Below are 24,034 nucleotides of genomic sequence, written 5' to 3' on the forward strand. Positions count from 1 at the left end.
GTCACTTCTTCAGGTTGGTCCAGATCGCGTCGTACATCTCCTGCACGTCCTGCGCGCAGGCCTCCACGAAGACACCCTTCACGTCCGCAGGAGGGTTCGAACTCGGGCGAATTGGCGACCTCGGGGTCGAGGAACTCTTCGACGCCCTTCACGCCCGCGGTGTATTGCGCGTAGTTGGTGACCGCCGCGGCATTTTCGGGCTCGAGCAGGAAGTCCATGAACTTCAGCGCGTTGTCGCGGTTCGGCGCGTCCTTCAGCAGCACGACGTTGTCCATCCAGACGATCATGCCCTCTTTCGGGAAGACATACTCGATCGGTGCGCCCTCGGCGCGGGCCTTGGCCGAAAAGCCCGACCAGATCATGCCCGCCGCCGCATCGCCCGAGACCAGCACGTCCTTGGCCACGTCAGAGCCGAAGCTCGCCCAATCGGGCTTGGCGGCCTGCACCAGCGCGTTGAGCGCCTTCAGCTGCTCGCGGTCCGAGCTGCACTGCGGGATGCCCAGATAGAGCGAGGCCAGCGTCAGCGTCTCGCCCGAGGTGTCGAGCACGTTGATCTTGCCCTTCAGGTCCGCCGGCGGCTCGAAGATCAGCGACAGGCTGTCGAGCGGGCCATCATAGACCTCTTTGTTCACCGAGAAGGAGGTCGAGCCCCACTGATAGGGGATCGAGGACTGGCGGCCCGGATCGAAATCCACGTCCAGCCACTTGTCTTCGATGTTGCCGAAGTTGCTAAGCTCGCCCGGCTCGAACGTGTCGAGCATGCCCTCGTCGCCCATGATCTTGACCATATAGTCGCCCGGCACGGCCAGATCGTAGCTGCCCATCTTGCCCGCCTTCAGCGCGGCCAGCAGCGCCTCGTTGCTGTCGAAAGTGTCCATGGTCACCTCGACGTCATACTCCTCGGCGAATTTGTCGAGCAATTCCTGCGGGATGTACTCGAACCAGTGGTAGAGCGAGAGCTTGCCCTCGGCGCTTGCGCCGGTTGCCAGCGACAGCGCCAGCACGGATGTGGTGAGGAAGGTCTTCATGTCAGGATCTCCGCTGTTGGTCTGTTGGATGGTTTCTTGGTTTTTATCGTTTCGAGTGCCCCGCCCGCCCGATGATCCAGGAAAGCGTGACGAAGACCACCGAGACCCCCAGAAGCAGGGTCGATATGGCCATGATGTTGGGCTTGATGCCCTGTTTGACCGATCCAAAGATCGCCGTGGGCAGGGTCTCGACCCCTGCGCCTTTGACGAAATTCGTGATCAGGAAGTCATCGAGCGAGATGATGAACGCCAAGAGGAACCCCGAGAGGATCCCCGGCACCATCAGCGGCAGCAGCACCAGCCGGAACGCTTCCCAAGGGGTGGCGTAAAGGTCCATCGCCGCCTGCTCGTACATGTCCGGCACGCTCTGCATCCGCGCCGAGATCGGCAGATAGGCGAAGGGGATGCAAAACACGACATGGGCGATGAAGATGGTCAGCAGACCGGTCTGAAAGCCGATGGTGATGAAGAACACCAGCGAGGCCACGGCAGTGACGATCTCGGGCACCATGAGCGGCAGGTTGATCAGCGCGAGGCTGGCGGTCTTACCCTTGAAGCGCCCGGCCCGGTTCATCGCGACGGCGGCGGCGGTGGCAATCAGCGTCGCGCAGATCGCCGCCCCGATGGCGATGGTAAAGCTGTTGATCGCCGCGTCGCGGAACTTCGGCGCCTCGGGGCCGGTGAAGACATCCACGTACCACTTCAGCGAGAAGCCGCCCCAGCGGGTGATCGAAGTGCTGTCGTTGAAACTGTAGATCGCCACGATCACCAGCGGCGCATAGAGCACGAAAAGGCAGAGCCATGTGATCGCGCGAAAGCCGGTGAAGCGGCGCAGGTCGACGGGTTTGGCCATCAGGATGCCCCCCCGAGTTGCGGACGGAGGGCCGCGCCCGACCCTGGGTGGGCGCTTTGCAACGACTGTGGCAGGCGATTTATCCCGTAACCCCGAACGCTCTGCGAGCGGCAAACGGCATCGTAAGATGCGCCCTCCCGTGGGGAGGGTCGGGCGCGGCCCGGGGCTGGTCGCCCCGCGCCAATACGCCCGGAATCAAGCCGCCCGGAATCAAGCCGAAGGCGCCGGGCGAGCGACGGCCCGTCCCCACGGGCTGGCGCTTTGTCATCCGCGCGCGATGCTCCGACGACGCAGAATTTGGCCTCCATAAAGCGCCCTTGCCCAAGGCCGCAGCGCCATCCCACGGGCCGACGCTCGCCCGGCTTGCGTTGCACCAGAGCCGCCATCACCGCTCCCCCTTCGTCTGCGCCCGTGCGTGGATCAGCAGCACGCCCATGACGATGGTCAGCAGGATCATCGAGGCCGCCGCCCCGAACGGCCAGTTCCCAGCCGCGCCCTTGAACTGCTCTTCGATCAGCGAGCCGATCATGAATGTCTTGGCCCCGCCCAGCAGGTCCGGCGCAAGGAACGCCCCCAGCGACGGCACAAAGACGAGGATGCAGCCCGCCACGATCCCCGGCTTCACCACCGGCAGAATCACCAGCCGCAGCGTCTGCCAACTGCTGGCGTAAAGATCCGCCGCCGCCTCCGACAGCGAGAAGTCATAGCGCTCCACCGCGGCGTAGATCGGCAGCACCATGAACGGCAGGTAGCTGTAGAAAAGCCCCAGTTGCACGGCGAAATTGGTGTTCACCAGCGCCAGCGGCGTGTCGATGACCCCCAGTGCCAGCAGAAACTCGTTCAGCGGGCCGGTGTCGCGGATCAGGAACTTCATCGACACGGTGCGGATGAGCAGGTTCACCCAATAGGGCACGGTGATCAGGAACAACCAGACCGAGCGTTCCTTGGCCGCGCGGGTGGCGATGAACCACGCTGTGGGAAAGCCGATCAGCAGGCACAGCACCGTGGCCAGCCCCGCCTGCCAGATCGAGCGCCAGAAGATGCCGATATAGGTCCACTCGATGCTCGGCGGCTCGTCCCCGAACAGCCCGCGATTGAGGAAGAACTGATCGTAGGCGGCCCATGTGAATTCCCAGATGACGCCGCCGCGGAACTCTTTGGTGAGGAAAGAGTACACCGCCATGATCCCCACCGGCATCACCAGAAAGATGCCGATGAACACCCACGCCGGAAGCAGCAGCTTCGGCCCATTGCCCTTGTAGATCTCGGAATTGGAAGCGCCCGCCGGCGCGCCGCCCGCCATCAGTCCGACAGCAGACGCGCTGCGCCTGCCTCGATCTCGATACCCACTTGCGCGCCGCGCTCGGGAATGGCGCCCGCGCCGTTCTGCACCCGCAGCACCAGCGCCTCGCCATCCGACAGCCGGGTGTGCAACTGCGTGTCCGTGCCGAGGTAGACGTGATCCTCGACCGTGCCCTGCAACTGCCCCTGCCCCGCTGCGCAGAGCCCCAGCCGTTCAGGCCGCAGCGACAGATGCCCCTGCCCCGGCCGCGCGCCCAGCGCCGCCGGGCAGGCCAGCGCGGCGCCGCCCGGAAGCAGGATCTCGGCCCGGTCCTCAAAGACATGCTGCACGGTCACGTCGAGCAGATTGGTCTCGCCGATGAAATCCGCCACGAAGCGGTTCGACGGCGCCTCGTAAATTTCGCGCGGGGAGCCGATCTGCTGCACATGGCCCGCCGACATCACCGCGATGCGGTCGGACATGGTCAGCGCCTCTTCCTGATCGTGGGTGACGAAGACGAAAGCGATGCCGGTCTCGCGCTGGATCGCCTTGAGCTCGCTCCGCACCGCCTGCCGCAGCTTCAGATCGAGCGCTGAAAGCGGCTCGTCGAGCAGCAAGACCTTGGGCCGCGGTGCCAGCGCGCGGGCCAGCGCCACGCGCTGCTGCTGGCCGCCCGAAAGCTGGCCGGGGCGGCGCTCGGCGAATTGGCCCAGTTGCACCAGTTCGATCACCTGCTTGGCGCGGGCGCTGGCGTCCGAGCCGCTCCAGCCCCGGCGCTGTAGGCCGAACATGACGTTCTGCAACACGGTCATATGCGGAAACAGCGCGTATTGCTGGAAGACGGTGTTCACTTCGCGCTTATGCGGCGGCAGCGGCGCGATATCCTCGCCGTGCAGGCGGATGGCCCCTTCCGAGACGTCCTCGAACCCGGCGATACAGCGCAGCAAGGTGGTCTTGCCGCAGCCCGACGGGCCGAGCAGCGTGAAGAACTCGCCCTCCCCGATCTGCATCGACACGCCATGCAGCGCGGTGAACGTGCCGTAGTGCTTCACCACGTTGTCGATCTCGACCGCGTTTGCCGTCGGTGAAGTTGCGTCCACAGGCATCGAATCTCCTTGCCTATACCCCCGGTTTCTGGAGGATCACGCTAAGAACTGGCCGATCAGGGGGTATATACCCCCAAGGAGGTATGATGCTGCAGCTGCCGAACTCCGCCGAGGCCCATCTGGGGCGCACCATCGCCGCCCTTGGGGACGAGGATTTCCCGGCCGCTCTCTACTTGTGGTTGTCGCGCAGCTTCGAGATCGACAACACCACGATGCTCGCCTATTTCCAGTCCCGAAAGCCACAGGTTCTGTTCACGCAGTCGCGCGAGAAGCGGGTGCATGAACGTCTGGAAGAAGATTATCTTTCAGGGGCTTACCTGCTCGATCCGTTCCACGATCTGCACGTGCGAAAAGTCCCCGCCGGGCTCTATCGGCTGCGCGACATCGCCCCCGATGCCTTCCTGAGAAACGAGTATTTCGCGGCCTATTACCAGCGCACCACACTGATCGACGAGATCGCCTATGTGGCTTACCCGGCCGAGGGGGTATCCGTGCATGTCTGCCTTGGGCGCGACGCCTCTTCTCGGCAGAGCTTTTCCGCACGTGACCTGGACTATGCCCAAAAAATAGCGCCGATTGCCTGCGGATTGTGCGAAAAGCAATGGTCGAGCCTGTCGTCCTCTGGCGACTACACAGATGCTGCCGTGACCGGGCGGCTGATCGCCTCTCTGCAGAGCCGACACAGCATCAGTCTCAGCCCGCGGCAGGCCGAGGTGGCGCTCCTGATCCTGCGGGGACACAGCACCGTGTCGATTGCCCTGCGGCTGGAGATCAGCCCGCAGACGGTGAAGGTCTTTCGCAAGCAGCTCTACCGCAAATGCGGCATCTCCTCTCAGGGCGAGCTGTTCTCGCTGATCCTGCCGCTGCTGTCGGACTAGGCGGGCTGGGGCTGCGGAAAGAAATCTTCGGCGCTCTTCATGCCGGGCAGCGCCTGCATCCGCTGGGTCCATGTCGCCATGGCTGCCGAGGGGGTGACACCGGCCTTCTCGAGCCATTGGACATACCCCCAGATCGCGCAATCGCCGAGGCCCGGCGCGTCGCCGTGGAAGAATGGCCCCTCGCCGAGCAGCCGGTCAAAATTCTCGCGGTCGGTCTCGTAGCGCCCGGTGAGCCAGTCCACCGCCCCATCCGGAAAGCTGTCCCCGTGGGGACGCCGCGCCTCGATCAGCTGCGGCAGGCACATGCCGATGCGGTTGGCCTCCCACATCAGAAGCCCCGCGCCGCGGCGCAGCCCCTCGGGGCTGTCGCCCCCCAGCACGCGCCAGCGCGACGCGATCTCCAGCAGGATCGCGCCCGATTGGGTGAGCGCCGCATCCTCGAGCACCAGCGCGGGCACCTGCGCCAGCGGGCTGGCGGCGAGGAACGCAGGCGGGCGGGTTTCGGGCGCGGCCCAGATGTCGACAAAGACCGTCTCATGCGCGATCCCCGCCAGTGAGAGCGCCAGCGCCACCTTGCAGGCGTGGCCGCTGTCGGGGTGGCCGTAGAGGGTGATCTGCGTCATGTCGGTCTTCCTGAGTTTCTCCGCACCCAGTGTCTGCTGTCCCCGCGGGGACGGTCAAACGCTGTTTGGTGCCTCCCCCGATCACAAAGCGTGATGATCCCCTCGCCGGTGCTGGTTTCGCTTGACTGGACTGCGATTTGAGGGCGTGGTGCGCGCCGTCCCGCAACAGTTTCTTAACGCCCCTTGCGGCGTGCCTCTGGAGGCGCTGCATGACCATCCACGATCCCGCCGCCGAGCTGCGCGCTAACACCGCCGTACCCTTCGAAGAGGCGCAGGCGATGCCGGTCTCGGTCTATACCTCCGAGAGCTTCCTCGCGCTCGAAGAGGCGCATGTCTTTGCCAAAAGCTGGCTCTGCGCTGGCCGGACCGACGCGCTGAAGACCCCGGGCGATTATCTGACGATGGAGATCGCCGGTGAGCCGATCCTCGTGCTGCGCGACCGCGACGGCCGCCTGCGCGCCATGTCGAACGTTTGCCGCCACCGCATGTCGGTGCTGCTGGAGGGACGCGGCACCACGCGGGTGATCACCTGCCCCTATCATGCGTGGAGCTACAACCTCGACGGCACGCTGCGCGGCGCCCCGGCGATGGAGCTCAACAGCAGCTTTTGCAAGGACCAGACCCGGCTTCCCGCCGTGCGCTGCGTCGACTGGAAGGGCTGGATCATGGTCACGCTCGACCCCGACCTGCCCGAGCCCGCCGAGAGCCTGCCCGAGATGGACGATCTGGTGGGCTATCTTCGCATGGAGGACTACGTCGAGACCTTCCGCGAAGAGCACCGCTGGGACACCAACTGGAAGATCCTCGCCGAGAATTTCATGGAGAGCTACCACCTGCCCATGTGCCACGGCGGCACCATCGGCGGCGCGGTGGACCTGCGGAAGATGACCTGCCCGGAAGGATTTGCGGGGTTCAACTACCACCACATCCTGAAGGACGATTCGATCGCCCTGTCGATCGCCCACCCAAGCAACACCGAACTGCAGGGCGACGCGCGCCACCGGACGTGGCTGCTGTCGGTCTACCCCGCGCTGCTGATCACCCTGACGCCGGGCTATTTCTGGTATCTCAGCCTCACGCCCGACGGGCCGGGGCACGTGAAGATCCTGTTTGGCGGCGGGCTGCACCCCGACTTCGTCGCCGATCCCGAGGCCGCCGCGCATTTCGAGGCGCTGAAGGGTCTGCTCGACGCGGTGAACGACGAGGACCGGGGCTGTACCGAGCGGGTGTGGAAAGGCATGCAATCGCGCTTTGCCAAGCCCGGCGCGCTGTCGCATCTCGAACGGCCGAACTTCGAGTTCGCGCGGTGGATCGCGGGGAAGATCCCCGAGCAGAGTCCAGAAAAGTTCCCGGCGGCGGGCTGAGACCGAGAGGGCGGACCAGGGGTTTCACACCCCCGGACCCCCGTGGGATATTTTCGTCTAGACGAAGGGCGCAGCTTAGCCCTTGTTGGTGACGTTTTCGGCGAAGGATTTTTCGAAGGCGGCCTTCTGCTCGGGGGTGGCCGCGTCTTGCTGGGCGCGCCACGCGTCGTAAGGCATGCCGTAGAAAATCTCGCGGGCTTCGGATTTGCTCATCTCGATGCCGCGTTCATTGGCCGCCTCTTCGTACCAGCGCGACAGGCAGTTGCGGCAGAACCCGGCGAGGTTCATCAGGTCGATGTTGGCCACGTCGGGGCGGTCTTCCATCAGATGCTGGCGCAGGCGGCGGAAGGCGGCGGCTTCAAGCTCGATACGGGTCTGGTCGTCCATTTTGGTCTCCTCTCAAGTCAGTCGGGCGCGCGGGACAGCGCGGTCTTCAGCAGCGGTGCCAGCCGGGCGGCCCAATCGGCCTGATCTTCTTCGCGCTCGATCAGATCGTTGCGCAGTTCGATCAGCGTGTTGTGGCGGCCATGGTTCAGCGCGTGCTGATGCACCGAATCTCCCGGCAGATGGCCCGGATAGGGCTGGTTGCGTCCCACCACCAGATCGGGCTGCGCGGCGAGCAATTCAAGCAGCGCGTCCGACAGCCGCGCGTCCCATGCGTGCAGAATGCCCACATGCCACGGGCGCGGCAGCCGCCCGCGCAACTGCGGCGTGAAGGAATGCACCGAGACCAGCGCCGCCTCGGGACGGTGCGCAAGCAGGCTTTCGACCGCGTCGTGATAGGGCCGCCAGTAAGCTTCGATCCGGCGCGCGCGTTCCTCGGGCCCGGCGTGGCGATTGCCGGGGATCACCGAGCCGTCATAGAGCCGCATCAGCAGCGTGGGATCATCCTCGCCGCGGTTGGGGTCGATCACGAGGCGGGAAAAATCGCTCCAGACCAAGGGGCTTTCCAGCGCCTCGGCAAGCGCGCGGGCAACTCCCAGCGCGCCTATATCATAGGCAATGTGGCGCGCCATGTCGGCCTCGGGCAGGCCGAGGGTTCCCCCAAGCTCGTCCGGCACGGTATGTGTCGCGTGATCGCAGGTGACCACGAACCTGCCTTTCCGCTCGGCGCCTTCGATATGGTAGGGAGTATGGGTCATAATCGCTTTGCACTTTGCCGTCATCTCTGGCGTGCCATGTCTAGATCAGTTGCGCCGTGAAGGGAATTCGACAATAAAAGGCGCAGCTGTTAGCGATAACCGAACCGTTGCGGGTGGTGGATAGTTTAGCTTTGAACCACTACGCTGAGTGAGAATACGCAACTCCACAGCAAAGCGGCCCGCCGGGTCGCGGCAGGAGGTCGAGGAGTTCCAGATGAGACGTTTGCGCAAAGTGAAGATCGTGGCCACGCTTGGCCCGGCGAGCAACACCTACGAGATGATCCGCACGCTGCATGAGGCCGGGGCCGATGTGTTCCGCCTGAACATGAGCCACGGCAGCCATGAGGACATCACCAAGCTGCACCGCGCCATCCGGCAGGTGGAGAAGGATCTGGACAGCCCGATCGCCATTCTGGCCGACCTTCAGGGGCCGAAACTGCGCGTGGGCGAGTTCGCCAATGGCTCGGAAGACCTGGAATGGGGCGCGACCTTCCGCTTCGACCTCGACGAGACGCCGGGCACCGAAAAGCGCGTCTGTCTGCCCCACCCCGAGATCTTTCAGGCGCTTGGCGTTGGCGCGCACCTGCTGGTGAACGACGGCAAGATCCGCATGCGGGTCGAGGAATGCGGCGAGGATTTCGCCAATTGCGTGGTCGAGGCGGGCGGCACCATCTCGAACCGCAAGGGCGTCAACGTGCCCGACGTGGTGCTGCCGCTGGCGGCGCTGTCGGAGAAGGACCGGGCCGATCTCGAGTTCGCCGCGGCGCTTGGCGTCGACTGGCTGGCGCTGAGCTTTGTGCAGCGCCCCGAGGATGTGGAAGAAGCGCGCAAGCTCTGCGACGGGCGGGCCGCGATCCTGTCGAAGATCGAGAAACCCTCGGCGGTGAAGGCCTTTGACGAGATCCTCGCGGTGTCCGACGGCATCATGGTGGCGCGCGGCGACCTGGGCGTGGAACTGCCGGTGCAGGCGGTGCCGCCGATCCAGAAGCGGCTGATCCGCAAGTGCCGCGCCGCGGGCAAGCCGGTGATCGTCGCGACGCAGATGCTCGAATCGATGATCGAGAGCCCGATGCCCACCCGCGCCGAGGTCTCGGACGTGGCCACGGCCATCTATGAAGGCTCGGACGCGGTGATGCTCTCGGCCAAATCCGCCGCCGGGCAGTACCCGGTCGAGGCGGTGACCACGATGAACAACGTGGCGATCAGCGTCGAGAAGGACCCGACCTTCACCGAGGTCATGGAGAACTCGCGCAACATCGCCCGCAACACCGTCGCGGACGGCATCGTTGCGGCAGCGCGCGAGATCGCCGAGACCGCCAACGTGAAGGCGATCTGCTGCTTCACCTCCTCGGGCACCACCGCCGCGCTGGTGGCGCGCGAGCGTCCGCGGGTGCCGATCATCGCGATGACCTCGCTGCGCGGCACGGCGCGGCGGCTGTCGCTGACATGGGGCACCAACTGCGTGATGACCGGCGAGCTCGAGCAATTCAAGCAGGCGGTGGTCAATGCCGCGCGCGCGGCGCGGGCGCAGGGCTACGCGGGGACCGAGGACAATATCATCGTGACCGCCGGCGTGCCCTTCAACATGTCGGGCACCACGAACATCCTGCGCGTCGCCCCCTGCGACGAGCGGCTGATCTATTCGACCGATCCCGAGTAAGCGCAGTCACGACCGCAAATCACTGTTAAGCTTTCGCGGCGCGCGCCCTTCCCCGGCGCGCGCCGCTGCGTTTTGATCTGCGCCGCCGCCGCGCTAAACTCTCATCGGTGCCGGCAAAGGCATGTGTCCGTTTGATCAGTTCCGCGAAAGGCCGCAGCGGCGTGACCCCAGATCAGTTCCTCGTGCTTGGCCTGCTGCTTGCCGGGTTCGGCCTGCCGTTTCTGGTGGCCGCTTGGGCCGAGCGGCGGCGACCATGGGCCGGGGCTCTGCTGCTCGCGCTTGGCATCGGCTTTGTGCTGCATGCGCAGGTCTCGCGCCCCGGCGGCTATGGGCTTGCCGAGATCGAAGACGCGCTTTATGGCGTGATCGGCGCGCTGATCCGCTGACCGCGCGCCGCCTCTTCCCACCGATAAGGGCTTGCACCGCAGCCCGCTCCCGCCTATAGGGGCGCCTCTAACCGCGCGGCCGGCTCCTGTGGCATGCCGAGTTGCGCTGAACGCACTTCGTTAAGGAGACGAAAATGCCCAAGATGAAGACAAAGTCGAGCGCCAAGAAGCGCTTCAAGGTCACCGCGACCGGCAAGGTCGTGGCTGGTCAGGCCGGCAAGCGCCACGGCATGATCAAGCGCACCACGAAGTTCATCCGCGACGCTCGCGGCACCACCACGCTGTCGGCTCCCGACGCAAAAATCGTCAAGGGCTACATGCCCTACGACCGCTGAACAAGGAGTTCTGATCCATGGCACGAGTCAAAGGTGGTGTAGTCACCCACGCCCGTCACAAGAAGGTCATCAAGGCAGCCAAAGGTTACTATGGCCGTCGTAAGAACACCTTCAAGGTTGCAGCACAGGCCGTCGATAAGGCGAACCAGTACGCGACCCGCGACCGCAAGAACCGCAAGCGCAACTTCCGCGCTCTGTGGATCCAGCGTATCAACGCTGCCGTTCGCGCGCATGACGAGGCTCTGACCTACTCGAAGTTCATCAACGGCCTGAACCTGGCTGGCATCGAAGTTGACCGTAAAGTGCTGGCGGATCTCGCCGTGCACGAGCCGGAAGCCTTCAACGCCATCGTCGACCAGGCGAAAGGCGCGCTGGCCGCCTGATAGGCGCCAACGGCTGAGTTTCGAAACGCCGCTCCTTCGGGGGCGGCGTTTTCTTTTGCGCCCTCGCTGGGCTGTGACCTCGGCCCTTTACCTCGGCCTGTGACGTGTCTGGGGGCTCTGCCCCCGCCGCGCGATGCGCGGCTCCCCCGGGATATTTGCATCGAGACGAAGAGCAGCGGGTCCCTGCCCTTGCGCGCCGCCCCCGCAGCCGGTACTGCACGACCCCGAAGAGATGCTCGGAAGAGGCCCCGAATGGACGACCTGCGCGACAAGTATATCGACCTGATTGGCAAGGCGGCGGATGAACCCGCGCTTGAGGATCTGCGGGTGCAGGCCGTTGGCAAGAAGGGCGAGATCAGCCTGAAGATGCGCGAGCTGGGCAAGATGAGCCCCGAAGAGCGGCAGGTCATGGGACCGAAGCTCAACGCGCTGAAGGATGAGATCAACGCGGCGCTCGGTGCCAAGAAGGCGGCGCTGGCGGATGCGGCGCTGAACGAGCGCCTGCAGGCCGAATGGCTGGACGTCACCCTGCCCGGCCGCAACCGCCGCGTCGGCAGTATCCACCCGGTCAGCCAGGTCTGGGAAGAATGCACCGCGATCTTTGCCGACATGGGCTTTGCCGTGGCCGAAGGCCCGCAGGTCGAGACCGACTGGTACAATTTCGACGCGCTGAACATTCCCGGCCATCACCCGGCCCGCGCCGAGATGGACACGTTCTACATGCATCGCGCCGACGGCGACGAGCGCCCGCCGCATGTGCTGCGCACCCATACCTCGCCGGTGCAGATCCGCTCGATGGAAGCGGGCGGCGCGCCGACGCGGATCATCTGCCCGGGCCGCGTCTACCGCGCCGATTACGACCAGACCCACACGCCGATGTTCCATCAGGTCGAGGGGCTTGCCATCGACAAGGATATCTCGATGGCGAACCTCAAGTGGGTGCTGGAAGAGTTCTTCTCGGCCTATTTCGGCCGCTCGGTGAAGACACGCTTCCGCGCCTCGCACTTCCCCTTCACCGAGCCCTCGGCCGAGGTGGACATCCAGTGCCAGTGGAAAGACGGCTCTGTCACCGTGGGTGAGGGCGACGATTGGCTGGAGGTTCTGGGCTCGGGCATGGTGCACCCCAAGGTGCTGCAGGCGGGCGGCATCGATCCCAACGAATGGCAGGGCTTTGCCTTCGGCATGGGCATCGACCGGATCGCCATGCTGAAATACGGCATCCCCGACCTGCGCGCTTTCTTCGATTCCGATCTGCGCTGGCTTCGGAACTACGGTTTCGCCTCGCTGGACGTGCCGACGCTGCACGGCGGGCTGTCGCGCTAAAGCGCGTTGCTTGGCAGGATCAGAGGGCCCGGTGCACCAGCGCCGGGCCTTTTCCTTTGCCGGCGGCGCGCCATCTTCTGGTCCATGAAGCTGTTCAACCACGCCAATCGGCAGCGCAACGCCGACACGCGGCGCGTCTACGCGCTTTTCGAGATTGCCCACACGCTCGTCGATTTCGGCGCGGCGGTCTGTTTCACCATCGGCTCTGTGCTGTTCTTCTGGAAGCAGTATGAGACCATCGCGATCTGGTTCTTCACCGTGGGCTCTGTGCTGTTCATGGTGAAGCCGACGCTGCGGCTGACGCGCGAGATCAAGCTCTGGCAGATGGGCAAGCTGGAGACGCTGGCGGAGCGGGAAAAGGGCGGCTAGCGCCGCGAGGCGAGCCAGGCGAGGCGCACGAAATTGCGCTCGACCAGCGCCATGGCGGGGGCGCGGGCCCCGGCGGAGCGGATCGACAGATCGGTCTCCATCAGCATCGACAGCGCGTCTTCGAGCCGGTCCGCATTCCAGCCCGAGGCCTGACGCAGCATGCGGTCGCGGCGCGGGCCGAAGAGCGGCGGGCGCAGGCGTTGCACACCCGCTTGCGGGCCACCCTGTGCCGAGGCCAGCGTGTAGAGCACGCGGAAGTGGCGCATGGCCATGATCAACAGCGTCACCGGCGCCACGCCCTGCCCTTCCAGCCGCTGCATCAGCGGGCCGATCTCGGGCGAGCGGCCCTCGGCCACCACATGCAGGATGTCGTCCAGCTCTGCCTCGATGGAGGCGGGCGCGCAGGCGGCGACCTCCTCGGGCATCAGCGGCGCGGGATCGTCCAGCTTGTAGAGCGCGAGCTTTTCCAGAACCTGCCGGAAGTCGCCAGGCTCCAGCGCACGGGCCAGATGATCAAGCGCATCGAAGGCGGCGCGATCGACCTGGGTGAGCCCGGCCTTGGTCAGCGCGGCCTCGATCTCGTCGCGGCCCGGAGGATCGGAGTAGATGCCGATGGCCAGCGCCTCGGGCGCGGCCTCGAAGAGCTTGCGCAGGGCGGATTTGGCGGTGAGCTGACCCGCGGTGACGATGATCTGCGCATCGCCGGGGCGCCAGTCGGTCAGCGCCGCGCCCATGATCTTGGCGAGCCCGTCGGTCGCCTCTTCCACAAACACCACGCGCGGGCCGGGGAAGAACCCCTGCGCCTTTACCGCGTCGAGCAGCATCGCGGGATCCTTGCGCAGATCACCGCCCGACATCCGCGTGAGCCGCATTTCCGTCTCGGCCTCGGGGCCGACCAGAGCGGCGATCACCTCTTGCCGGCGATGGGCGACGCGCATGGCGTCCTCGCCGAACAGCAGCACGCCGGACCGCGTGGGATCCGGCTTGCGGAAGAAGGCCTGTGCGTCGCGCCCGGACAGCTTCATTGCGGCAGGTCTGCGGCGACCAGCATCAGCCGGTCGATCACCCGGTCGGCGAGCATGATCATCAGCCGCTCTTCGGCGTCGCGCTCCGAGGCCTGCGTGGCCGCGGTCGAGCCGGTGGTGGAATAGCCGGTGAACGACGAGGTGGAGCCCTCGGTCAGCGTCTCGGCACTGGCCGTGTCGCGCAGTTTGAAGCTGGCGTCGCCGACCAGACGGATGCGGGTGGTGTTGCCGTCAGCGAGCGAGCCCTGCCCGGTGCTTTCGGTGCGGATCGTCGTCTCGAGCTGATAGGGCGCGCCGCTTGGAGCGCGGCCCAGCCGTTCCTCGATCCGGCGGTTGAAGAGATAGGCGTTGGGGCTATCCGGATCGCTCAGCGCGATCTGGCCGAGCAGCGCCTGCCCGCGCCCCTGCGGCCCGTAAACCGGGGTAAATCCGCAGCCCGCGAGCGCAAGCGCGCCGCAGGCTGCGAGGAAGGTTCGACGATTAGGCGACCACATTGACGATCCGGCCCGGCACCACGATGAGTTTCTTCGGCGCGGCCCCTTCGAGGGTCCGCACCACAGCATCATGTGCGAGGACGAGTTTTTCAATCTCTTCCTTGGGCATGTCCTTGGGAACGGTCAGTTCTCCGCGGCGCTTGCCGTTGACCTGAATCGGCAGGGTCACGCTGTCTTCGACCAGCATCGCCTCGTCGGCCTTGGGCCAGGGCGCGGTGGCGATCAGCCCTTCGCCGCCGAGCAGCTGCCAGACTTCCTCGGACAGGTGCGGGGTCATCGGCGACATCAGCTGCGCCAGAACCTTCGCCGCCTCGCGCTTGGCCGCGCTGCCGGCCTTGGATTTGCCCAGCACGCCGGTGAAGGCATAGAGCTTGGCGATGGCCGCGTTGAAGCCGAAGCTTTCGACGCCCATGGTCACATCGTGGATCGCCTTGTGCATCTCGCGCAGCAGGGCCTTGTCCTCGGCACTCTCGGGCGCGTCCGACTCGGCGATCTCGGCGGCGATGCGGTAGACCCGCGCGAGGTGCTTGGACGCCGCCTCGGCCCCCGAAGCGGTCCATTCCACGTCACGCTCGGGCGGGCTGTCCGACAGCACGAACCAGCGCGCGGTATCGGCGCCGTACTGGCCGATGATCGCGACCGGGTCGACCACGTTGTTCTTGGACTTGGACATCTTGGCCGAGGGGATGATCTCGACCTCGGTGCCGTCTGCAAGGAAGCCCTTGCCGTCCCTCAGTTCCACCGCCTCGGGGTAGTGGTAGACCGGACGGCCTTCGGCGTTGCGCGTCTGATAGATCGCGTGGGTCACCATGCCTTGGGTAAAGAGCGCGTTGAACGGCTCCTTGCTCTTTTCGGGGAGGTGGCCGGTGATGTGCATCGCGCGGGCGAAGAAGCGCGAGTAGAGCAGGTGCAGGATCGCGTGCTCGATGCCGCCGATATACTGATCGACGTTCATCCAATACTCGGCCTCGGCCATGTCGATGGGCGTGTCGGCGCGCGGCGAGGTGAAGCGGGCGAAGTACCAGCTCGAATCGACGAAGGTGTCCATCGTGTCGGTTTCGCGCCGCGCCGGGGCGCCGCAGGACGGGCAGGCACAGTCGCGCCACGAGGGGTGACGGTCGAGCGGGTTGCCCGGCACCGAGAAATCGATCGGCGTGCCGTCTTCGTCGTAGGGCAGCGCGATCGGAAGGTTTTCCTTCTTCTCGGGCACCACGCCGCAGGCCTCGCAATGAACCACGGGAATCGGCGCGCCCCAGTAGCGCTGGCGCGACAGGCCCCAGTCACGCAGGCGGTATTTGGTCACGCCTTCGCCAATGCCCTTCGACGCGCAGAAATCGACGGCGGCGTTGACGGCCTCTTCGCCGGTCTGCACCTCTTCCCCGGCGACGAGACGGGTGTAACGCACCTTCTCGGTCTTGGCGGGAACGAAGGGCTCTGCCTGGATGTCGATCTCACCCTCGAGCGGCACGAAGGTTTCCACGATCGGCAGGCCGTATTTGCTGCAGAAGTCGTGGTCGCGCTGGTCGTGGCCCGGGCAGCCGAAGATCGCGCCGGTGCCGTAATCCATGAGGATGAAGTTGGCGATATAGACCGGCAGCTCCCAGCTCTCGTCGAACGGGTGACGCACCTTGATACCGGTGTCGAAGCCACGCTTCTCGGCCTTCTCCAGCTCTTCTTCCGAGGTGCCCATGCGGCGGCACTCGGCGACGAAAGCGGCAAGCTCGGGGTTCGAGGCCTCCAGATCTTTCGCAAGCGGATGGTCCGGCGAGATGCCGACGAAGGACGCACCGTGCAGCGTGTCGGGCCGGGTGGTGTAGCACTCGATCTTGTCGAAGCCCTCGGGGGCATCCAGCGTGTCGAAGGAGAACTGCAGACCGCGCGAACGCCCGATCCAGTTCGCCTGCATCAGCTTCACCTTGGCGGGCCAGTCATCGAGCGTGTCGAGCGCGTCGAGCAGCTCGCCCGAGAAGTCGGAGATCTTAAAGAACCACTGGGTGAGTTCCTTGCGCTCGACCAGCGCGCCCGAACGCCAGCCGCGACCGTTCTCGACCTGCTCGTTGGCGAGCACGGTCATGTCGACCGGATCCCAGTTCACCACGGCGTTCTTGCGGTAGACGAGGCCCTTGTCGAGCATGTCGAGGAACAGCGCCTGCTGCTGGCCGTAATATTCCGGATCGCAGGTGGCGAACATGCGCGACCAGTCGAGGCCAAAGCCCAGCGGCTTCATCTGCGCGACCATCGTGTCGATGTTGGAATAGGTCCAGTCCTTGGGGTGACCGCCCGAAGCCATCGCGGCGTTCTCGGCGGGCATGCCAAAGGCGTCAAAGCCCATCGGGTGCAGCACGTTGAAGCCGTTCTGCTTTTTATAGCGGGCGATCACGTCACCCATCGTGTAGTTGCGGACGTGGCCGATGTGGATGCGCCCCGAGGGGTAGGGGAACATTTCCAGCACGTAGTATTTCGGCTTGTCGGCCGAGCGGGTGGCCTTGAAGGTCAGGGCCTCTTCCCAGGCGGCCTGCCATTTCGGCTCGATCGTGGCGGGGTCGTAGCGCGACATAATCTGTTGTCCCTCAGAGCGGATGGGGTCGGTGCGGATGGGTCTTGCCGGGTGATAGGGCAGGCCCCGGCGGGCGTCCAGTGCCCTCTCCCGGCTGGCAGCGGCTGACGGCGACATTTCAGCAACCTCTTGGCGTCAAAAGACCCATATGCGGCGTTTCACGTTGGTTCGCGTTTCGCCGCGTGGAAAAGTGCCCCGCGTTTAGGGACCGATGACCGACGACCATGAAAATACTTTGCATTCACCAGAATTTCCCCGGCCAATACAAGCACCTCGCGCCGGAATTGGTCCGCCTCGGCCATGAGGTCACCGCGCTGACCCCGAAGGTCAAAAAGCCGACGCTCTGGAATGGCGTCAAAGTGATCCCCTATGAGATCCGCGGCAGCAGCACCCGCGGCATCCACCCCTATCTCACCGATTTCGAAACCAAGGTGCTGCGCGGCGTCAGCTGCTGCAACGCGGCGCAGCAGCTGCGGCAGAGCGGCTATGAGCCGGATGTGATTCTGGCCCACCACGGCTGGGGCGAGAGCCTGTTTCTGAAAGACGTCTGGCCCAAGGCGCGGCTGGGGCTCTATTGCGAGCTTTACCATCTGACCACGCCGGAGTTCATCGACTTCGACCCCGAGTTCAGCAAACCCGCCTCGCTGAGCGAAGCGCAGCGCATCCGCATGAAGAACCTCAACAACCGGATGCACGAGGAAGTCATGGACGCGGGCATCAGCCCCACGGGCTTTCAGGCGGGCACCTTCCCCGAACGCTGGCAGGACCGGCTGACCGTCGCGCACGATGGCATCGACACCGATCTGGTCGTGCCCAATCCGGATGCGCGGCTGGAGCTTGACGGCGGCACCGTGCTGACCCGCGACGATGAGGTGATCACCTTCATCAACCGCAACCTAGAGCCCTATCGCGGCTATCACGTCTTCATGCGTGCCCTGCCCGAGATCCTGCGCCGCCGCCCGAATGCGCATGTCACGCTGATCGGCGGCGACGAGGTGAGCTATGGTGCCAAGGCCCCGGGGGGGAAGAGCTGGAAGCAGATTTACATCGACGAGGTGCGCGGCCAGATCCCCGATGCCGATTGGGCGCGGGTGCATTTCCTTGGCCGGGTGCCCTATGACCGCTTCCTTGCGATGATGCAGGTGAGCCGGGTGCACGTCTATCTGACCTACCCCTTCGTGCTGAGCTGGTCGCTGCTTGAGGCGATGAGCGCCGGCTGCGCCATCCTCGCCAGCGACACCGCGCCGGTGCGCGAGGCGCTGACCGAGGGGGAAACCGGCTGGATGGTGGATTTCTTCGATCGCGACGCGCTGGTCGAGCGGGTCTGCACGCTGCTCGACGATCCCGAAACCCGCGCCCGCCTTGGCGCCGCGGCCCGCGCCCATGTCCGCGCCCATTACGATCTGCGCAGCCATTGCCTGCCGCGCCACGTCGACTGGGTGACCCGGCTGGGAGAGATGCAGCCGCGCCCGCCGCGGGACTGAGACGTGCCGCCCACGATCAGCTCTATGCAAAAGAAAAGGCCCGGAGCGTTCTCCGGGCCTTCGTAATCTGCTGAAGCGCTGCCTCAGATGCGGCTGTCGACCGCGCGGATTTGCCGTGCGCGGGTCAGGATCGCATCTTCGACCGCATGCACCGTAGAGGCGCTGGCCGGGCCCGAGCGGGTCATCAGCGCGACATTGAGCGACCGCGCGTCCAGCGCCGGGTCCGAGACGAGGATCGTCGCGCGATAGGCGGTGCCGCCGCCCGGCGGGGTGCCGTAGCCGGTGGTGATCACCCCGGTGAAGGGATCGACGGATTCGACCGGCAGGAAGTCCAGAACTTCGAGCGAGGCATTCCAGATGTATTTGTTCACCGCGCCGACTCGGCCAGCATCGGGCTTGGACTTAAAAATGTCCCAAACGGTCGACTCGGGCGCGCCGCGTCCGTTGTAGACATCCGCCTCCATGATCTCGTCTGCCGAGCGGGTCTGTACCGTCTGCGTGGATGTCTGCTGGCTGCAGGCCGTCAGCCCAAGCACCACCGCTGCCAGCGAAAGCCCCTTCGCAAACCGCTTATATTCCATGAAACCAAAGCTCCTGACCGTCCGGTTGGTTGCCCCTGCATACTCGTCGGCACCGCGTATCACAAGCGGTCAATCCCGGGCCCGCCAAAGCCCGCCTTGGCACCGGCAGCGCCTTGAAAGGTCCGTGATATTTTTGTGGCAATTGCGCATCACTGATTTGCTTGATGGGGCCCTGCCCGCACCTGCGGGTTGCCAGATCGGCCAGCCAAAGCGCATAGAAGCTCCCATCAAGGCCGGGCTACCCGGATTGGTACGTGCCTTAGAACACATGAGGGAAACAATGAAAAAGATTCTGTTTGCTTCCACCGCGCTGGTTGCAACCGCAGGCGTCGCCGCGGCAGAAGTTACGATCTCGGGCTACGCCGAGATGGGTATCTACAACCCGGGTGAGACCACCGACCAGGCGAACGACGAAGCTCAGTTCTTCACCGACATCGACCTGACCTTCACCATGTCCGGCGAAGCCGACAACGGCCTGGTCTTCGGTGCGAACATCGACCTCGACGAAGCCGACAACCCCTTCTCGGACCCGTGGGATCAGGGCGGTGAAGCTCTGTTCGTGTCCTACGGCGGCGCAACCCTGACCATGGGCGACACCAACTCGGCATACGACAAAACCGTTCCCGAGATGAACCTCGGCGGCGCAGGCTCGCTGGCTGACGACGAAACCATCCACGCTGGCTTCAACGACGGCGCAGAGTTCGACGGCGGCGTGAACGGCTCCGACGGTCAGATCGCTCGTTTCGACTACGCTTACGACGCGTTCACCTTCTCGGTGTCGGCTGAGCAGATCGCAGACGGCTCCGCACCGGAAGATGCAGGCTTCGCAGACTCCGGCGAGACCCTGTGGTCGGCAGGCGTTGGCTACTCGGCAGAGTTCTCGGGCGTCGACATGTCCGCAGGCCTCGGCTACCTGAAGCTCGACGAGTGGGCCGAAGTGTGGGGCCTCGGCGTCACCGCAGGCTTCGCAGGCGGCTTTGAAGTTGGCGCAACCTACAGCGACATCGACGGCGAAGACGGCTTCGTTGACGATGGCGAGCACTGGGGCCTCGGCTTCGGCTACTCGATGAACGCGTTCTCGGTCGGCCTGAACTACGGCAAGTACGACTGGGACGACGCTGGCGAAGCAGAAGGCTACGGCCTGGCAGCCAACTACGACCTGGGCGGCGGTCTCGTTGCACAGTTCGGCTACGGCTACAGCGAATTCACCGACGGCTCGGACGACGACACCTGGTCGCTCGGCCTGGCAATGTCCTTCTAATCTCTCCTGAGATTAGTCTGATAGGGAAGAGCGGGCTTCGGCCCGCTCTTTTCTTTTGCGCCTGCACCGGGCAGAACGGGCGCAGCGCATCTGAAGACGAGACATCCCAATGCTGCCACTCTCGGCCGCGCGTACGGCCAGCCTGCTGAACTCGGTCCGCCCCGCCCTTGCCAAAGGCAAACTCGGCGAGGCCCGCGCAGCGCTGGAACAGGTGCTGGCCATGGAGCCACGCCGCGGCGATCTCGCCTTCCAACTGGCGCAGATCTGCTATCAGCAGGGCGACCGCGACGCCTGCCTCACCCATCTCGACCGGGCCGTCGAGCTTGCGCCCGATCAGCCTCAGGTCACCGCCCTTGCGGTCGCGCGCTACCGCGCCCTCGGCCGCCCCGAACAGGCGCTCGCAGCCTATGACCGACAAATCGCGGCTGACCCCAAGGCGATCAAGCCGCGCGCGGACAAGGCCCATTACCTGCAGCTTCTGGGGCGGTTCGACGAGGCCGAGACGATCTTTCGTGCGCTGATCAAGCGCCACCCCAATGCCGCCGAGCTTTACCGGATCTTCCTTGCGAGCAAGAAACTGAAGCCGGGCGATCCGCTGCTGCGCGCCATGGAAAAGCTCTGGGCCCGCAGCGATCTGCCGGACGCGCAGCGGATGCATCTGGGCTTTGCGCTGGCCAAGGCGATGGAAGAGACCGGCCAGACCGCCAAGGTCTTTGGCTACCTGCACCGCGCCAACGCGCTGCAGGCCAAGGCCGCGCCTTTCGACAGCGCCGCGCAGGCCCGCGAGTTCGCCGCCGTGCGCGCCGCGCAAGCGGGGCTCGCGCCCGGAGCGCCCGCCGAGCCGGACCTGCGCCCGGTCTTCGTCACCGGCATGCCGCGCTCGGGCACGACGCTGGTCGAGCGCATCCTCGGTGCCCATCCCGAAGTGACGGCGGGCGGCGAGCTTGGCCACGCGCTGAAGCTGGCCTATGGGCATTTCGGCGCCGGCGAGCAGATGCGCCGCCTCGCCGACGAGCCCCCCGCCCGCGTTGCCGCCTTTGCCGAGCAATACCTGCGCCTCGCCGCGCGCGACAGCGGCCGCCGGAGCGCCGTGATCACCGACAAGTCGATCCTGTGCCACCTGATCTTCGGGCTGCTCGACCACGCGCTGCCCGGCGCGCGCATCGTGGTGGTGCAGCGCGATCCGCGCGACATCGCCCTGTCGATCTACAAGAACCATTTCGCCACGGGCAGCCACCGCTACGCCAATGACCTGCCGCTGATCGCCACCGCGATCAAACGCTTCCGCGCGAATGTTGCGCATTGGAAAGACGCGCTGCCCGGGCGCATCCACGAGATTCGCTATGAAAATCTGGTCGCCGATCCCGAGCCGCACACCCGCGCGCTGGTGACGGCTGCGGGTCTGCCTTGGGATGAGGCCTGCCTGTCGTCGCATGAGGCGGCCGGACAGGTGAAAACGCTCAGCGTCAGCCAGGCGCGGCAGCCGATCTATCGCGGCTCGGCGCAGGCGTGGAAGAAATACGAAACCGAACTGGCGCCTTTCATTGAGGCCTGGGGAGAGGAACCATGGGACTGAACGACATCAAGACCCGCATCGCCAAAGCCGAGCGCGACGCAGGCAGAGCCCCCGGCTCGGCGCAGCTGATCGCGGTCAGCAAGGTGCAACCGAACGCGCGCGTCGAGGCGGTGCTGGAAGAGGGCCACCGGCTCTTTGGCGAGAACAAGGTGCAGGAGGCCGCAGGCAAATGGCCCGCCTTCCAAGAGCGTTTCCCGGACGCCAAGGTGCATCTCATCGGCCCACTGCAGAGCAACAAGGCGCGGCAGGCGATGCAGCTTTTCTCGGCGATCCACTCGCTGGACCGGCCCAAGCTCGCCACCACGCTGGCGCGGCTCGCGCAGGAACTGGGCAGCTGTCCCGATCTCTTCGTGCAGGTGAACACCGGCGAGGAAGAGCAAAAGGCCGGCATCCTGCCCGCCGAGGCTGACGCCTTCATCAAAGAGGTGCGCGATCTCGACCTGCCGCTGAAGGGGCTGATGTGCATCCCCCCGGTCGATGAAACCCCGAGCCTGCATTTCGCCCTTCTGGCCAAGATCGCCGAACGCAACGGGCTCGACGGCCTGTCGATGGGCATGAGCTCGGATTTCGAGCAGGCGATCGCGCTTGGCGCCACCCATGTGCGGGTCGGCTCGGCGATCTTCGGCGAGCGCGATTACGGCTGAGCCCTTGCCCGGCGCCGCTATCGCTGCGGTGGACGGCCTGCCTCCGGCGGGGATATTTGGGTCTAGACGAAGCCCGCCGCCTTCCACGCTTCGTCTAGACTGAAGTATCCCGGGGGGTGAGGCGCCCCGCGCCGAGGGGGGCAGCGCCCCCCCCTGCCCCCCTGCCGCCTTTCCGCCCCAGCGCTGCCGCAGGAGATGTCCCATGGCAATCCCGGTCGAGACCTTCTTCCTGCGCCCCGACGGGCAGGGCACACTGCAGGCGCGCATTCAGCAGATGGTGGCCGAGGGCGTGCTTTCGGGCCGCTTCCGGCGCGGCGAAAAGCTGCCCTCGACCCGCAAGCTGGCGGCGCATCTCGGGGTCAGCCGGATCACCGTGGCGCTGGCCTATACCGAACTTCTGGCCTCGGACTATCTCACCTCGCGCGACCGCTCGGGCTATTACATCTCGGAGGGCGCGCCGGAGCCGCCGGATTTCCCCGAGACACCGCGCGCCGAGCGCGTCGACTGGCAGCGCGCCATGGGGCGGCGTTTCGCCGCCGGTGCGGTGCCCGAGCGGCCCGCCGACTGGGCGAGCTACCGCTATCCCTTCATCTACGGTCAGGCCGATCCAAAGCTCTTCGATCATGCCAACTGGCGGCTCTGCGCAGTGCAGGCGCTGGGGGCGCGGGATTTCGGCGCGCTGACGCAGGATTACTATGACCGCGACGATCCGCAACTGGTGGAGTTTCTCGCCCGTCAGACCCTGCCCCGGCGCGGCATTCAGGCCCGCCCCGAAGAGATCCTGATCACCCTGGGCGCGCAGAACGCGCTGTGGCTGGCCAGCCAGATCCTGCTCAGCCCCGAGCGCCGCGCCGCGGTGGAAGACCCCTGTTATCCGGCGCTGCGCGTGCTGCTCGACCAGACCGGCTGCGCCCGCAGCGCGATTGCCGTGGACAGCGAAGGCCTGCCGCCCGAGGCTGTGCCGGAGGGCACCGATGTGATCTTCACCACGCCCAGCCATCAATGCCCCAGCGGCGCCACGCTGCCACTGGCGCGGCGGCACGCCCTGCTGGAGCGGGCGCGCGATCTGGGCGCGGTGATCGTCGAGGACGATTATGAGTTCGAGATGGCCTATCTGCAGCCGCCCACACCGGCGCTCAAGAGCCTCGATGGCGATGGCCGGGTGGTCTATGTGGGCAGCTTTTCGAAATCGCTCTTTCCCGGTCTGCGGCTGGGGTATCTCGTCGGCGCCGAGCCCTTCATCCGCGAGGCACGCGCCCTGCGCGCCTCGGTGCTGCGCCACCCGCCCGGCCACATCCAGCGCACCGCCGCGCATTTCCTGAGCCTTGGTCACTATGACAGCCTCGTGCGGCGAATCGGACGCGCGCTTGGCGAAAGGCGGCAGGTGATGGAGGCCGAGATCGCCCGCAACGGGCTGGAGATCGCGGGCGTCGCAGCGCATGGCGGCTCGTCGTTCTGGATGCGCGCGCCGCGCGGCGTCGATACCAAAGCGCTCGCCGCCGAGCTGCAGCGCGAAAGCGTTCTCATCGAGCCCGGCGCGCCGTTCTTCCAGAGCCCGGATGCGCCGCGAAACTTCTATAGATTAGGCTATAGCTCGATCCCGTCGGAGCGCATCGCGCCGGGGCTGCAGCGCATTGCACAGGCGCTTGCACGTCCCCGCAGGGAGGGCTAGGGCTTTGC

23 protein-coding genes and 1 pseudogene are annotated in these 24,034 nt (G+C 65.7%); 13 read left to right on the forward strand and 11 right to left on the reverse strand.

The features are described from left to right. Window position 1 precedes the first annotated feature (1 nt). From ACXAD2_RS09910 to ACXAD2_RS09925, 4 genes and pseudogenes are all read right to left on the reverse strand, one after another. Window positions 2-1,028: pseudogene (locus ACXAD2_RS09910) on the reverse strand (extracellular solute-binding protein). 43 nt (window positions 1,029-1,071) lie between these two features. Beyond that, window positions 1,072-1,881: an ABC transporter permease gene (locus ACXAD2_RS09915; RefSeq protein WP_203595263.1), complete on the reverse strand. Its 810-nt coding sequence runs from the start codon at window positions 1,879-1,881 to the stop codon at window positions 1,072-1,074. Window positions 1,882-2,266: 385 nt separating this feature from the next. After that, a complete protein-coding gene (locus tag ACXAD2_RS09920) occupies window positions 2,267-3,184 on the reverse strand; it encodes an ABC transporter permease (protein WP_475169435.1) in 918 nt (305 codons plus the stop codon). Next, window positions 3,184-4,269, reverse strand: coding sequence for an ABC transporter ATP-binding protein (locus ACXAD2_RS09925; protein ID WP_475169436.1), 1,086 nt, complete (start codon window positions 4,267-4,269; stop codon window positions 3,184-3,186). The genes ACXAD2_RS09920 and ACXAD2_RS09925 overlap by 1 nt, the downstream gene beginning before the upstream one ends. An 86-nt stretch (window positions 4,270-4,355) precedes the next feature. On the opposite strand from ACXAD2_RS09925, the gene ACXAD2_RS09930 reads away from it, so the two are divergent. After that, window positions 4,356-5,147 (forward strand): helix-turn-helix transcriptional regulator, encoded by a 792-nt coding sequence (locus tag ACXAD2_RS09930; RefSeq protein ID WP_475169438.1) that lies wholly within the window; start codon window positions 4,356-4,358, stop codon window positions 5,145-5,147. Here the strand turns inward: ACXAD2_RS09930 and ACXAD2_RS09935 are convergent. After that, window positions 5,144-5,770, reverse strand: coding sequence for a glutathione S-transferase family protein (locus ACXAD2_RS09935; RefSeq protein WP_475169441.1), 627 nt, complete (start codon window positions 5,768-5,770; stop codon window positions 5,144-5,146). The two genes, ACXAD2_RS09930 and ACXAD2_RS09935, sit on opposite strands and share 4 nt — an antisense overlap. Window positions 5,771-5,979: 209 nt before the next feature. On the opposite strand from ACXAD2_RS09935, the gene ACXAD2_RS09940 reads away from it, so the two are divergent. Continuing rightward, window positions 5,980-7,134 carry an SRPBCC family protein gene (locus tag ACXAD2_RS09940; RefSeq protein WP_475169443.1) on the forward strand — a complete coding sequence of 385 codons (1,155 nt, stop codon included), beginning with the start codon at window positions 5,980-5,982 and terminating at the stop codon, window positions 7,132-7,134. A gap of 75 nt (window positions 7,135-7,209) precedes the next feature. Here ACXAD2_RS09940 and ACXAD2_RS09945 read toward each other — a convergent pair whose 3' ends face one another. Together ACXAD2_RS09945 and ACXAD2_RS09950 are read right to left on the reverse strand one after the other, a co-directional pair. Then, window positions 7,210-7,521 (reverse strand): DUF1244 domain-containing protein, encoded by a 312-nt coding sequence (locus ACXAD2_RS09945; RefSeq protein WP_066102879.1) that lies wholly within the window; start codon window positions 7,519-7,521, stop codon window positions 7,210-7,212. A gap of 17 nt (window positions 7,522-7,538) precedes the next feature. After that, a complete protein-coding gene (locus ACXAD2_RS09950; protein ID WP_475169446.1) occupies window positions 7,539-8,276 on the reverse strand; it encodes an N-formylglutamate amidohydrolase in 738 nt (245 codons plus the stop codon). A 214-nt stretch (window positions 8,277-8,490) separates the two neighbouring features. Between ACXAD2_RS09950 and pyk the strand changes: the two genes are divergently transcribed. The 6 genes from pyk to ACXAD2_RS09980 all read left to right on the forward strand — a co-directional run bounded on the left by pyk (window position 8,491) and on the right by ACXAD2_RS09980 (window position 12,732). Then, on the forward strand, window positions 8,491-9,936 hold the full coding sequence (gene pyk, locus ACXAD2_RS09955; RefSeq protein ID WP_475169448.1) for a pyruvate kinase: 1,446 nt from the start codon (window positions 8,491-8,493) through the stop codon (window positions 9,934-9,936). A 161-nt stretch (window positions 9,937-10,097) separates the two neighbouring features. Next, the gene (locus tag ACXAD2_RS09960; protein ID WP_066106791.1) at window positions 10,098-10,322 is read left to right on the forward strand and encodes a hypothetical protein; all 225 of its coding nucleotides are present in this window, start codon (window positions 10,098-10,100) and stop codon (window positions 10,320-10,322) included. 134 nt (window positions 10,323-10,456) lie between these two features. Next, the gene (rpmI, locus tag ACXAD2_RS09965; protein ID WP_009504408.1) at window positions 10,457-10,657 is read left to right on the forward strand and encodes a 50S ribosomal protein L35; all 201 of its coding nucleotides are present in this window, start codon (window positions 10,457-10,459) and stop codon (window positions 10,655-10,657) included. A 17-nt stretch (window positions 10,658-10,674) separates the two neighbouring features. Then, window positions 10,675-11,040: a 50S ribosomal protein L20 gene (gene rplT, locus ACXAD2_RS09970; RefSeq protein ID WP_066102884.1), complete on the forward strand. Its 366-nt coding sequence runs from the start codon at window positions 10,675-10,677 to the stop codon at window positions 11,038-11,040. A 252-nt stretch (window positions 11,041-11,292) separates the two neighbouring features. After that, the gene (pheS, locus tag ACXAD2_RS09975) at window positions 11,293-12,363 is read left to right on the forward strand and encodes a phenylalanine--tRNA ligase subunit alpha (protein WP_475169450.1); all 1,071 of its coding nucleotides are present in this window, start codon (window positions 11,293-11,295) and stop codon (window positions 12,361-12,363) included. Between the two features lie 84 nt (window positions 12,364-12,447). Next, window positions 12,448-12,732: a YrhK family protein gene (locus tag ACXAD2_RS09980; RefSeq protein WP_475169455.1), complete on the forward strand. Its 285-nt coding sequence runs from the start codon at window positions 12,448-12,450 to the stop codon at window positions 12,730-12,732. Here ACXAD2_RS09980 and holA read toward each other — a convergent pair. Genes holA through leuS form a run of 3 tightly spaced genes read right to left on the reverse strand, consistent with a single transcriptional unit; the run spans window position 12,729 to window position 16,808 of the window. Beyond that, window positions 12,729-13,757, reverse strand: coding sequence for a DNA polymerase III subunit delta (holA, locus tag ACXAD2_RS09985; RefSeq protein ID WP_475169457.1), 1,029 nt, complete (start codon window positions 13,755-13,757; stop codon window positions 12,729-12,731). The two genes, ACXAD2_RS09980 and holA, sit on opposite strands and share 4 nt — an antisense overlap. Then, window positions 13,754-14,251 (reverse strand): LPS assembly lipoprotein LptE, encoded by a 498-nt coding sequence (lptE, locus tag ACXAD2_RS09990; protein WP_475169459.1) that lies wholly within the window; start codon window positions 14,249-14,251, stop codon window positions 13,754-13,756. Before lptE ends, holA begins: the two co-directional genes overlap by 4 nt. Further along, window positions 14,238-16,808, reverse strand: a complete 2,571-nt coding sequence (leuS, locus tag ACXAD2_RS09995; RefSeq protein ID WP_475169461.1) for a leucine--tRNA ligase — start codon at window positions 16,806-16,808, stop codon at window positions 14,238-14,240. The genes lptE and leuS overlap by 14 nt, the downstream gene beginning before the upstream one ends. A 224-nt stretch (window positions 16,809-17,032) precedes the next feature. On the opposite strand from leuS, the gene ACXAD2_RS10000 reads away from it, so the two are divergent. Further along, entirely contained in the window at window positions 17,033-18,292 is a 1,260-nt protein-coding gene (locus ACXAD2_RS10000) for a glycosyltransferase (RefSeq protein ID WP_475169465.1), read from the forward strand. A gap of 83 nt (window positions 18,293-18,375) precedes the next feature. Here ACXAD2_RS10000 and ACXAD2_RS10005 read toward each other — a convergent pair whose 3' ends face one another. Further along, window positions 18,376-18,873 carry a DUF3576 domain-containing protein gene (locus ACXAD2_RS10005; RefSeq protein WP_066102906.1) on the reverse strand — a complete coding sequence of 166 codons (498 nt, stop codon included), beginning with the start codon at window positions 18,871-18,873 and terminating at the stop codon, window positions 18,376-18,378. Window positions 18,874-19,153: 280 nt separating this feature from the next. Between ACXAD2_RS10005 and ACXAD2_RS10010 the strand changes: the two genes are divergently transcribed. The 4 genes from ACXAD2_RS10010 (at window position 19,154) to pdxR (ending at window position 24,026) form a co-directional block, all read left to right on the forward strand. After that, window positions 19,154-20,134 carry a porin gene (locus tag ACXAD2_RS10010; protein ID WP_475169469.1) on the forward strand — a complete coding sequence of 327 codons (981 nt, stop codon included), beginning with the start codon at window positions 19,154-19,156 and terminating at the stop codon, window positions 20,132-20,134. A 109-nt stretch (window positions 20,135-20,243) separates the two neighbouring features. After that, window positions 20,244-21,710: a tetratricopeptide repeat-containing sulfotransferase family protein gene (locus tag ACXAD2_RS10015; RefSeq protein WP_475169471.1), complete on the forward strand. Its 1,467-nt coding sequence runs from the start codon at window positions 20,244-20,246 to the stop codon at window positions 21,708-21,710. Beyond that, a complete protein-coding gene (locus ACXAD2_RS10020) occupies window positions 21,701-22,354 on the forward strand; it encodes a YggS family pyridoxal phosphate-dependent enzyme (protein WP_224901702.1) in 654 nt (217 codons plus the stop codon). The genes ACXAD2_RS10015 and ACXAD2_RS10020 overlap by 10 nt, the downstream gene beginning before the upstream one ends. Window positions 22,355-22,556: 202 nt before the next feature. Next, window positions 22,557-24,026, forward strand: coding sequence for a MocR-like pyridoxine biosynthesis transcription factor PdxR (gene pdxR, locus ACXAD2_RS10025; protein WP_475169478.1), 1,470 nt, complete (start codon window positions 22,557-22,559; stop codon window positions 24,024-24,026). Window positions 24,027-24,034: the final 8 nt, after the last annotated feature.

Source organism: Salipiger sp. ABN3_019 (assembly GCF_056158605.1).